10 protein-coding genes are annotated in these 11,919 nt (G+C 37.2%); 5 read left to right on the forward strand and 5 right to left on the reverse strand.

Annotated elements, in window-relative coordinates; genetic code table 11:
• Window positions 1-200 precede the first annotated feature (200 nt).
• Window positions 201-2,348 carry a cell division FtsA domain-containing protein gene (locus SNE38_RS13045; RefSeq protein ID WP_336046647.1) on the reverse strand — a complete coding sequence of 716 codons (2,148 nt, stop codon included), beginning with the start codon at window positions 2,346-2,348 and terminating at the stop codon, window positions 201-203.
• A gap of 179 nt (window positions 2,349-2,527) precedes the next feature.
• On the opposite strand from SNE38_RS13045, the gene SNE38_RS13050 reads away from it, so the two are divergent.
• From SNE38_RS13050 to ccpA, 3 genes are all read left to right on the forward strand, one after another.
• The gene (locus SNE38_RS13050) at window positions 2,528-3,613 is read left to right on the forward strand and encodes a bifunctional 3-deoxy-7-phosphoheptulonate synthase/chorismate mutase (RefSeq protein ID WP_191700610.1); all 1,086 of its coding nucleotides are present in this window, start codon (window positions 2,528-2,530) and stop codon (window positions 3,611-3,613) included.
• Between the two features lie 126 nt (window positions 3,614-3,739).
• On the forward strand, window positions 3,740-4,501 hold the full coding sequence (locus tag SNE38_RS13055; RefSeq protein ID WP_336046648.1) for a 3-hydroxybutyrate dehydrogenase: 762 nt from the start codon (window positions 3,740-3,742) through the stop codon (window positions 4,499-4,501).
• A 158-nt stretch (window positions 4,502-4,659) separates the two neighbouring features.
• Window positions 4,660-5,658, forward strand: coding sequence for a catabolite control protein A (gene ccpA / locus SNE38_RS13060; RefSeq protein WP_191705492.1), 999 nt, complete (start codon window positions 4,660-4,662; stop codon window positions 5,656-5,658).
• Window positions 5,659-5,728: 70 nt separating this feature from the next.
• Here ccpA and SNE38_RS13065 read toward each other — a convergent pair whose 3' ends face one another.
• The 4 genes from SNE38_RS13065 to SNE38_RS13080 form a co-directional block, all read right to left on the reverse strand.
• The gene (locus tag SNE38_RS13065; RefSeq protein ID WP_336046649.1) at window positions 5,729-6,142 is read right to left on the reverse strand and encodes a universal stress protein; all 414 of its coding nucleotides are present in this window, start codon (window positions 6,140-6,142) and stop codon (window positions 5,729-5,731) included.
• 105 nt (window positions 6,143-6,247) lie between these two features.
• Window positions 6,248-7,411 carry an acetoin utilization protein AcuC gene (locus SNE38_RS13070; protein WP_336046683.1) on the reverse strand — a complete coding sequence of 388 codons (1,164 nt, stop codon included), beginning with the start codon at window positions 7,409-7,411 and terminating at the stop codon, window positions 6,248-6,250.
• Window positions 7,408-8,055: an acetoin utilization AcuB family protein gene (locus SNE38_RS13075; RefSeq protein WP_191705490.1), complete on the reverse strand. Its 648-nt coding sequence runs from the start codon at window positions 8,053-8,055 to the stop codon at window positions 7,408-7,410. The genes SNE38_RS13070 and SNE38_RS13075 overlap by 4 nt, the downstream gene beginning before the upstream one ends.
• 25 nt (window positions 8,056-8,080) lie before the next feature.
• Complete coding sequence (locus tag SNE38_RS13080; protein WP_191705495.1) at window positions 8,081-8,713, reverse strand: GNAT family N-acetyltransferase; 633 nt, start codon at window positions 8,711-8,713, stop codon at window positions 8,081-8,083.
• Window positions 8,714-8,877: 164 nt separating this feature from the next.
• On the opposite strand from SNE38_RS13080, the gene acsA reads away from it, so the two are divergent.
• Window positions 8,878-10,605 (forward strand): acetate--CoA ligase, encoded by a 1,728-nt coding sequence (acsA, locus tag SNE38_RS13085; protein ID WP_336046650.1) that lies wholly within the window; start codon window positions 8,878-8,880, stop codon window positions 10,603-10,605.
• 261 nt (window positions 10,606-10,866) lie between these two features.
• On the forward strand, window positions 10,867-11,901 hold the full coding sequence (argC, locus tag SNE38_RS13090) for an N-acetyl-gamma-glutamyl-phosphate reductase (RefSeq protein WP_336046651.1): 1,035 nt from the start codon (window positions 10,867-10,869) through the stop codon (window positions 11,899-11,901).
• The last annotated feature ends 18 nt before the right edge of the window (window positions 11,902-11,919 follow it).

Genomic DNA, 11,919 nt, shown 5'->3' on the forward strand with positions numbered 1-11,919 from the left:
CGCAGGAGCGTAGCGACGAGGAGGATTGGCACCCGCCCGCGAAACGCGTCCCCTGGAATGGAAATCAACGGTTTTCATCAGTTAACTTTATTTTAAAACAAAAAAGACTGTAGGCAAACTCAAATTTCTTCGAGTTTGTCTACAGTCTGAGGCTTCCAATAAATGTTGGAAGCCTTTTTTATATTGTTAAAATTCTATGATTATTTAATTTCTGAGAGCTGAATTTCTAACTGGTCACCACCGAATATTTCCGCATCAAATGTAGAAGGCTGTCCATTTCGTAAAATCGTGAAAGAACCTTTAAATGCGGTAGGAAGCTGCCAAGTTGAAAAGCGGAAAACATCCTGGTAAATCCACTTCCCCGTGTCCTTTTCAATAATTTTAATCGTAGCACCATTTGGTACAGTTGTAGTGCTTTGAACAATTTGACCATTGACGTAAAACTCCCGAGCCGTTTTGGCAAGCTCTACTTTTTCCTGCTGAAACGTGACAATCACTTTTTCCTCCAAGAGTAAATTTAAGGATGCCGCTATTTGTTCTGCAGAAGGCGATGTAATTTGCTCAAAGGTAATTACATCCCCTGTTTGGATAGGGTAATGAGTTTTACCAGGCTTTCCATTAATAAAAAGTTGCGAAGAAAATTCTGGTAAATAGACGGGTTTACCATCTAGATGGACACAATAGGAACTAAACTGTTGGAGGTGCTTTGTATTATTCGTACTGCTGAAAGCGTCTTCTACCGTTGCAATTGTTTGAACAACAATAACATCACGATCCTGTATGGGTGTATCCAATTTTACTACTTTTTCATTAATGATTACTTTAGGCTCTATTATGTATTTTTCCTTACCTATAGTTATCTTTTTAACGGCTGCCTCATCAATAATTTCACGAACTGTGGCATAAGCATCAGCACCATCTTTTCCAGGAATAAGCTGAATTATATCGCCATTTTTTATTTGTGTTTTAGTGGAAGCTGTTTCCCCATTTAATACTATTTTTGCGGGCTGTCCATGTTCTCCCGGTACGAATACATTTTGACCATTCACTGTAATAGATAAACCGTGACCTAACTTACCATACAACTGTTTTGCACGGATATTCGCTGCTAAAAAGGCATCACCAACGGTCATTTCTTTTAATTCGAATAAACGAACTACTTGATCATTTACTGTGATAGACATGTAATGAATCGGTGATTTTTGTGCTGCGATTGCAATTCCAATCGGTGTTACGAGTTCAGGTGTTGCAGGAATATGTTCTGCACGTGTTAAATTCTGAATGGCATTTACATCTCGAACTGCTACACGATTCGCAGGCAAATTCAATACTTTTCCAAGCTCTTCCGGGAGATGGGGGGTTAAGCTTCCACCACCTACAAGCATAACGGCTTTAGGAGGAACATAATTATTTAAACGTAAAATTTCCTCACCAATAGATTTTGCTAGATTTCCAATTGCTGGATAAATTGCTTTTACGACTTCTGCACGCGGGATATATGCGTCAAACCCTAAAATATCCTGAATTAAAATTTCTTCACTTGTATGCATTTGACGTTTTGTTATTTCAGCTATCGGAAAGTCCAATAAGTAATGGTCACTTAAACTTTCAGTAATCTCATCGCCGGCAGTTGGGACCATTCCGTATGCAACAACAGTACTTTTATCTGTAATTGCAATGTCCGAAGTTCCTGCACCAATATCGACGAGCGCCACATTCAATCGACGCATTGTTGGAGGGATAAGTACATTAATCGCCGCAATCGGTTCTAAAGTTAATGCCTCCATTTCTAAATCTGCACGTTTTAATGCAGCTAGAAGTGATTCTACAACTACCCGCGGGAGAAATGTTGCAATAACTTCTACAGAAGCTTCGTCACCTTGTTGATCGAGTAGGCTACCAATTTCTTCACCGTCTAATCGGAAATATAAAACAGAATAACCGACACAATAATAATGATTGTTTTTTACATCGTCTTTATGCTGTAATAATTGCTGCTGGGCTTGTTGGACAGCTTGCAGCTCCAACCTATTAATATCCTCTTCAGTAAAAATCGGTCTGTTTTTAATTGAAAGTGTGACAAGTGCTTGCTCAGTTTTTAATGCTCGACCCGCTGCTGCAACACTGACTTTTTTCAATGGACCGTGGGTTTCTTCCAATATAATTTTTATCTCCTGTATGAGCTCTGCAACATACAGGACGTTATGTATTTGACCATCAACCATTGCACGTTCTTTATGTTCTTTCACTAAAATATCAGCGACATGATATTTATCTTCGTGTTGCTCTAGAATAATACCAACAACGGAGCGCGTTCCGATATCAAGTGCAAACAATTTATTTGTCATATGATAACGCTTCCTTTCAATTTATTATTAAAATATACTTTAGCGAGTTGAATCGCTAAATTAAAAAGACGTGACTTTCTACAGTAGATTGATTATAATAAGTTTATTACTTAAAAATGTATCATACTTTTAAGTTATCTGAAAGAGTTGGATACGTAAAGAAGAGGGGTAAGAGGAATATGAGTCAACAGGATTTAGAAAGCTTACGTAGTCAGATTGACAGCTTAAACTTGGAAATTTTACGATTGATTAACGAACGTGCAACCGTTGTAGAGGAAATAGGTAAAATAAAAGAGAAACAGGGCGTAAATCGCTATGACCCGTTACGTGAGCGCCATATGCTTGATTTAATTAAAAAGAATAACAATGGTCCATTAAATCAAATGACAGTTGATTATATTTTTAAACAAATCTTCAAAACAGCATTAAAACAATTAGAAGCAGAAAAGAAAAAAGAATTACTAGTATCACGAAAAGAAAAGTCAGAAGATACTGTCATTAATATTAACGGTGAGCTAGTTGGCTCAGGTACACCTTCTTTTGTATTTGGACCGTGTGCAGTTGAGTCATATGAGCAAGTTGCTGCAGTAGCTGCCTCTATCCAAGAAAAAGGATTGAAATTAATTCGTGGCGGTGCATACAAGCCGCGTACATCTCCATATGATTTCCAAGGTTTAGGGTTGGATGGACTAAAAATATTAAAAGAAGTCTCAAAAGAGTATGGTTTAGGGGTTATTACAGAAATCGTAACACCTTCAGACTTAGAGCATGCACTGGATTATATCGATGTAATTCAAATTGGTGCCCGCAATATGCAAAACTTTGAGCTATTAAAAGCAGCAGGCTCAACAAATAAACCTGTCTTATTAAAACGTGGTTTAGCAGCGACAATCGATGAGTTCATCCACGCTGCAGAATACATTATGTCAAAAGGAAATGAAAATATTATTTTATGTGAACGTGGTATTCGTACATACGAAAAAGCAACACGTAACACTTTAGATATTTCTGCAGTTCCTATTTTAAAGCAAGAAACACATTTACCAGTCATGGTAGACGTTACACACTCAACAGGACGTCGTGATTTACTGTTACCATGTTCTAAAGCGGCAATCGCTATTGGAGCAGACGGTGTCATGGCAGAAGTGCATCCAGACCCATCGATAGCATTATCTGATCAACAACAACAAATGGATATTCCTACGTTCAATGCGTATTATGATGAAATCTTAAAATTCATGAAGCAATATGAAGTGTCAAAATAATAATTTGAAAATGGCTATGTTGAATTTATTCAACATAGCCATTTTTTTACATAGCAATATATATTTGACGGAAGCTACATATTAAATTACAATTTTTTCTAAATAGTTTTATAAAGGGGAAGTTGTATGGAGCAAAAGATAGCATTAATTACAGGGGCAGCACAAGGGATTGGGTTTGAAATTGCGAAAGAACTGTCAAACAATGGAGTTAAGGTCATAATTTCCGATAAAAATGAAGAAAGATTAAAACAGGCAGTTGAAGAGCAGCCTAGTTTAGGCTATTTATTATGTGATGTCAGTGATGAACTACAAATACAACAATCGATTGACGCTGTAATTGCCCAATATGGTGCACTCCATATTGTTATAAACAATGCAGGCTTTCAACATGTGTCGATGATTGAGCAGTTTGATACGGAAATTTTTGAATTGATGCAGAAGGTAATGGTTGTCGCACCATTTATATTCATGAAATATGCTTTCCCCATTATGAAACAACAAAAATTTGGCAGAATAATTAATATCGCTTCTATCAATGGTTTAGTCGGTTTTGCAGGAAAAGCCGGTTATAATACTGCAAAGCACGGAGTTATTGGATTAACAAAAGTAGCAGCACTAGAAACAGCTACAAACGGAATAACGGTAAACGCTATTTGTCCTGGCTATGTGGATACTGAACTTGTAAGAAATCAATTTGAAGATTTAGCTAAAACAAGAAATATAGCGGTTGAGGATGTATTAGAGCAAGTGCTGTATCCTTTAGTACCACAAAAACGACTGATAAATGTTTCTGAAATAGCCGCATTGGTCGTATATTTATGTAGTGATGCAGCAAAAGGCATGACAGGACAAGCAATTGTCTTGGATGGAGGGTATACAGTGCAGTAAAATAGTTTTTTTGCAAGAATTTATAGGTAAAACTAGTTATTCACTAGGTTTTGGATTGAAAAAAGAAATAAAAATATTATATGATTAAACTATACATATTATTAGTCAATCAACTTTAAAAAATAAAAATCGTATAACATGATAAAGGGGGAGATTTTTTGACTGTCACAATTTATGATGTTGCGCGTGAAGCAAATGTTTCAATGGCAACGGTATCCCGTGTAGTGAATGGAAATCAAAATGTTAAGCCAGCTACAAGGAAAAAAGTGCTGGAAGTGATTGAGCGCCTTGAATATCGTCCAAATGCAGTAGCACGTGGCTTAGCAAGTAAAAAAACAACATCAGTAGGTGTCATTATCCCTGACATTTCGAATAATTTAAATGCAGAGCTTGCACGTGGTATAGAAGATATTGCGACAATGTACCGCTATAATATTATTTTAGCAAATTCAGATCAGAATGAAGAAAAGGAGTTAACATTACTCGATACAATGCTTGGTAAGCAAGTAGATGGAATTGTCATGATGAGTGAGGAAGTGACTGAAACCCTCCAACGGGCAGTTGAGGCTTGTCCAGTCCCAATAGTTTTAGCTGGATCGATAAGTTCTACTGAAAAAGTTGCATCAGTAAATATTGATTACTACAAGGCTGCTTTGGAAGCCGTTCAAATGTTAATTGACAATGGCCATACCCGCATTGCTTTTGTGTCGGGTCCTTTACAATACAAAGTAAATGGTGAACGGAAATTAGCAGCCTATAAAGATACCCTTCAAAAAGCAAATATTGCAATTGATGAAGCACTTATTGTTGCTGGGGATGGGTCATATGATGATGGATTGGAAAGTTGGACAAATTTAAGCGAATTAGAGAATCCACCTACCGCTATTTTTGTAGGGAATGATGAACTTGCAATTGGTTTAGTACATGGAATACAAGATAGCGGAAAAATGGTACCGGAAGATGTAGAAATTATTAGCTTCGAAAATTCAAAGCTTGCTCGTATGGTACGTCCGCAATTAACAAGTGTTGTATTACCTTTATACGATATAGGAGCAGTTGCAATGCGCTTATTGACGAAGTATATGAATAAAGAGGAAGTCGATGATCAGCGTGTTATTTTACCGCATCGAATAGAACAGCGCAATTCAAGTAAATAAGAAAACCGCCTGTTCCAATTTGTGGCAGGCGGTTTTTAGTTCTATAACAACAATTTTTGGGTAACAATAATTATTTCACTAATAAAGTAGAGCAATTAGCATTTTTTGATACATATGTACTAACACTACCAAATACCATTTCCTGCATTGAATTTAATCCACGGCAGCCGATAACTACTAAATCTACGTTGTGATAATTCGCATAGTTTGAAATCATACGACCTGCTGGCCCGTGTACAATTGTTAATTTTAAATGGGTATGATTACTTTTTACATAATCGATTTCACGTGATAATTTTTGAATATATTGTTCATCAGTTTGAGCGAGGGTCCCCATATGTAACGGTTCATTTGAAATAGCTTCCGTTGAAATGGAAGAAATAAGTTCAATCAACGTTTCCTCTGTGGCAATACCGACCGCATCTTTTGCAGCTCGAAGTGAATTTTCAGAACCATCGATTGCCAATAAAATATGTTTATACATGTCATAGCCCCCAATTTCCTTTATTCTATTATAGTATAAAGGAATATCCCTATATTAGGAAAATAAAAGCTATACAATCTTTGATCAAAGATTGTATAGCTTCTTTTAAGAACGATTTTTTTCTGTACGAATAATATGTAGCGCTTTTTCAAGCATTCGTGCATTTTTTTCTTCAATTTCTGCTTTACGAGGAATTGCATCATATAAAGGGTTTGGATCATTCCAAGTCGGAATAAGTGGAACAGGTGATTCCTGTTGCCATTTAGCAAGCCATTTTTGTGGCAGTGAACCAGTTGGGGTAGGTTGGTCAGTCATTTCTGTCCATATATGTGACCAGGCACGTGGTACTACACGCCAAATATCATATCCACCACCACCGACAGCTATCCACCGACCATCGCAATATTCATGGGCCAATTTATGGGCAAGCTTTGGGATTTCCCTATAAATATTCATCGTTCCATACAAATGGGTTAAAGGATCAAAATAATGCGCATCTGCTCCATTTTGAGTTAGTACTACATCCGGTTTAAAAAATTCAAATACTTCACGCATGCCTTGCTCATATATATTTAGGAAGCTCTCATCTTCTGTAAAGGCATCAATTGGAAAGTTAAAGGATGTACCATAACCCTCTCCATTACCGCGTTCTGTAATATTTCCTGTACCTGGAAACAAGTAGCGACCTGTTTCATGAATGGATAATGTACATACATTGGGATCATCGTAAAATGACCATTGAACACCATCGCCATGATGAGCATCTGTATCTACATATAATACACGAAGCCCATATTTCTCCTGGATGTATTTAATAGCAACACTGCTATCATTGTAAATACAAAAGCCGGAAGCTCTCCCACGGAAGCCATGGTGCAATCCGCCCCCCAAATTTAGTGCATGCTGTGATTTACCTTGCAAAACAGAGTCGACTGCCTGCAATGTACCTCCAACAAGCAATGCACTTGCTTCATGCATATTTTGAAACATTGGCGTATCCTCAGTGCCAATTCCGTATGGTTCACCTTGTTGCGCGGTTAATTCACCGTGACCGGCTTTTTTTACGATTTCAATATATTGAGGATCATGAGACAAAGCAATCTCTTCATCTGTTGCAACACGGGCTGGAACGATATCCTCGTCGTTTAATGCCCCGATATTTTTTAGTAAATCAATCGTTAAATGTAGTCGTTTATGATTAAACGGGTGTGTGTCCGAAAATTTGTAAGTAAGTTGATCTGGAGAATAAATAAATACAGCTTTTTTCATAGTGAAATGCCAGGTAAATTCGGCCATAGTACATCGTATCCTTGCTTACGCAAATCCTCGATGATATGAAGCGGATTTATTACTTGTAATCGGACACTTACTATACGAGATTTTGTATTATCACCATCTGGATATACAAGAACACTAACTACATTTGCTTTATTTTCCTGAAATACTTTTGAAATTTCAAAAAGCATTCCAGGTCGATTACTTACGCGGATATCGATTTTTGAACCGGGTTGATGTGCCCCTGTTAATTCAATATAGGTGTAAAGTAAATCTGTTGTTGTTACAATACCGACTAGTTTACCGGCAGAGACAATTGGCAAACAGCTGATTTTAGCATCATAAAATATTGATGCAACTTCTTCCACAAAATCTAAAGGATGACCTACTATTGGGTTTTTAACCATTATTTCTTCAATCGGTGCATCATAGATGATGGAATTTGGTTCTTCTCGCAAACATGATGGTAACGCGTTTTTTAAATCATGATCTGTAATTATTCCGACAACTGTATTGTCCGAGCTTACAATTGGTACGTGACGGACTTTTTCTTCACGCATAAGTCGGACGGCATCGCGTACCGTATTTTCAGGAAGGAGTGTATGTATTTCCCTTTTCATAATTTCTTCGACAATCATTTTTCAATCCCCTTTGTAATAAGAATTAATACATGAAACGACTTCTAAAGCGAAGTTTGTCAAATCTCTCAAGCGTCTCGGTTCCTACACGTGACCCGACACGAGCCATTAAACAGTTTGCAGGGTGGGACGTTATTTCAGGGTCATCTGTTGCATAATATTCAAAATTTGCGGTAGTCATCATTCTCTCCATCATATTTCGATAATCCCAAACCGATAAACCTGTTCCTTTGAGATCCCAATGCCAATAATATTCAGTCGTGATAACTAAATAATCTTCCATAGCATCATCCATGAAGGAAACTTCGATCAGTTTTTTTCCTGCACCGGTACCTCTATAAGATGGGATTACCTCAATAGCACCAAGTTCAATCATATTAGGAATACGATCTTCTGCCCAACGCTCTAAAGGGTCAGGATAAAGATATGTCACATAGCCCACGATAATATCGTCTTTCCTTATAACAATTATACGCCCTTCTTCTAGTGCGGCAATTTCGACAAGTGCTTTATGCTGTTGATGCGAAGGTCGAAATGCTTTCAAGTCTTCGTGTAACGTATAGGAAGCAAGTTTTTCTGAGGAAACGGGTCCTTCCACTAAAACATTACCATTCTTCGATTTGAATTCAAGACAATAGTATTTTTTCACATGATTCATAATCACACCACCTGCTTGTAATACCTCCATTATACTCTATTTAATGCGAAAATACGCTTTATTTTACGATAAATAACTAAATTATTAGAAAATTTAAAATGTTTTGCGCATTATAGTAATTTTATTGTAAAATGGTTGTATGTTTTATAGAAAGGGGAAATTTCATGGGGACAAAAACAGTTGAAAAACTAGCAGTAATTCCAGGGGAACATAATTTAAAAAATTATGAGGATATAGCTGCAAATCATGATTGGGGTAATACTGAGAAAGCATTTTCTTGGCATGAAACGGGAAAGATCAATATTGCATATGAAGCAATTGATCGACATGTCGATACACATCGGAAAAATAAAGTAGCACTCTATTATAATGATGGGCATCGAAAAGAAACATATTCTTTCTTTGACATGAAACGCAACTCGAATAAAGCGGCAAATGTATTGAAAGAGAAAGCAAATTTGCGAAAAGGGGATCGTATATTTGTATTCATGCCACGCACACCAGAGCTTTATTTCAGCTTATTAGGGGCGTTAAAAATAGGGGCAATTGTTGGACCATTATTTGAAGCATTTATGGAGGGTGCCGTTTATGACCGTTTATTGGATAGTGAGGCAGTTGCAATTATTACAACACCATCATTATTAAATCGAGTACCTATAGAGAAGCTTCCACAACTAAAGACTATCTTTGTAGTTGGGGAAGATGTTGAAGAAACAGATAAAATATTAGACTTTAAAAAATATTTCAAAGAGGCATCACAAGATTTTGACATTGAATGGGTCGATAAAGAGGATGGCTCCATTTTACATTATACATCTGGCTCTACCGGTACTCCAAAAGGTGTATTGCATGTACATTATTCAATGGTACAGCAATATCAAACAGCCCAATGGGTACTTGATCTAAAAGAGAACGACATTTATTGGTGTACAGCTGATCCAGGGTGGGTAACAGGGACAGCTTATGGTATTTTTGGACCGTGGCTAAATGGAGTCACTAATTTAATTATTGGCGGCCGATTTAGCCCGCAAGCGTGGTATGGTGCGATTGAAGAATATGGTGTAACCGTCTGGTATAGTGCGCCAACTGCATTCAGAATGTTAATGGGTGCCGGTCCAAGTCTGATTAGTAAATACAATTTATCTTCATTGCGACATGTTTTATCCGTTGGTGAACCTTTAAACCCTGAAGTAGTAAAATGGGGAATGGAGATTTTAAGTCACCGTATACATGATACGTGGTGGATGACAGAAACAGGCGGACATATGATTTGCAATTTGCCTGCGATGGAGATCAAACCAGGATCCATGGGAAAACCGATTCCTGGAGTTTATGCTACGATTGTAGATGATCAGGGAAATGAAGTACCGCCATACACAATGGGGAATTTAGCAATCAAAAAAGGCTGGCCAGCAATGATGCGCCAGATTTGGGGAAATCCTGAACGTTATAATTCTTATTTTTTAAAAGGAGAATGGTACGTTTCAGGTGACTCAGCATATAAGGATGAGGACGGATATTTCTGGTTCCAAGGGCGCGTAGATGATGTGATTATGACGGCAGGTGAGCGAGTTGGTCCGTTCGAGGTAGAAAGTAAATTACTCGAGCATCCGGATGTAATAGAAGCTGGTGTCATCGGAAAGCCGGATCCTGTCCGAGGGGAAATAATTAAAGCATTCGTTTCATTGCGTGAAGGGGTAGAACCAAGTGAAGCACTTGAAGCAAATATTAGGGATTTCGTAAAAACAGGTTTATCTGCCCATGCTGCACCACGTGAAATCGAATTTAAAGATAAGCTGCCAAAAACACGAAGCGGAAAAATTATGCGTCGTGTATTGAAAGCGTGGGAATTGAACTTACCAACAGGCGATTTATCAACTATGGAAGACTAATTCTTTTCACATTTGCATATGCTATGGGGCGCTTACATATGTAGGCGCTTTTTTTTACTATTATTAGTCCTCATTCCTTAATAGGAATAGTACGTGGTACTTTCTACCTCAAATAAACAAACAATTGAACGATAATTTGGAATTATCTATGATTATATAAAAATACAGTTGACTAAATAAATATACATAACTATACTTATTTTTATCTTTTAGATTTCGTTGATGTATTTTTTGGCAATAAAAAATTATGAGGTGACAAAGATGAAAGTAAGTATTATTGGTGCCACAGGGTATGGCGGACTGGAATTATTGCGATTCTTACATAATCATAAAGAAGTAGTAGAAATCGGATTATTTACATCATCTGAGGAAGGAACAGTGTTCTCAGATAAATTTCCTCACTTAACAAATATTTATAATCAACCGTTATTAAAAATAGATTACGATGTATTAGCAAAATCCGATGTTGTCTTTGCAAGTACACCGTCTGGGGTATCTAGTACTCTATTTCCACCTTTAGTAAATTTGGGGCCAAAGTTAATTGATTTATCAGGAGATTTTCGATTAAAAAACCTTGAAAGCTATGAATCTTGGTATAAAAAAAAGCCGGCACCGAAAGAAGTAGTTGAAAAAAGTGTATATGGATTAACAGAGTGGAATGAAGCAGCCATCAAGAAATCGGAATTAATTGCAAATCCAGGATGCTATCCAACAGCAGTTCTCTTATCCATTCTTCCTCTAATAAAGCATCAGCTGATTGATCCAAGTTTTTTAGTCATTGATGCAAAGAGCGGAATATCCGGCGCAGGCAATAAACCTTCAAACACTACACATTACAGTGAAGTAAATGAAAGCTTTTCGATATATAAAATTAATGAGCATCAACATATTCCTGAAATTGAACAAGCAATTTCGATGTTTACGGATACCGAAACAACTATTACGTTTAACACACATTTAGTGCCGATGACAAGGGGAATTTTAGCTACTTCCTATGCACAGGTAACAGAAGGTGTTACACAACAGCAATTAGTTGATTGTTTAACTTCAACGTATGAGAAACACCCCTTCGTCCGTGTCATTCAGGAAGCGTCATCTATTGGGACAAATCGCGTAAAAGGTTCAAACTATTGCGATATTTATGTGAAGCTCGATGAACGGACGAATCGGGCAACAATTATAGGGGTAATCGATAATTTAGTAAAAGGGGCTGCAGGGCAGGCTATCCAAAACATGAATGTTCAATTTGGTTTACCTCAGCAAACAGGCCTACAACTTGTACCGTACTTTATTTAATCATTAGGAGGAACATCA

It is taken from the genome of Solibacillus ferritrahens, from assembly GCF_037027585.1.
GTDB classification, from domain to species: domain Bacteria; phylum Bacillota; class Bacilli; order Bacillales_A; family Planococcaceae; genus Solibacillus; species Solibacillus ferritrahens.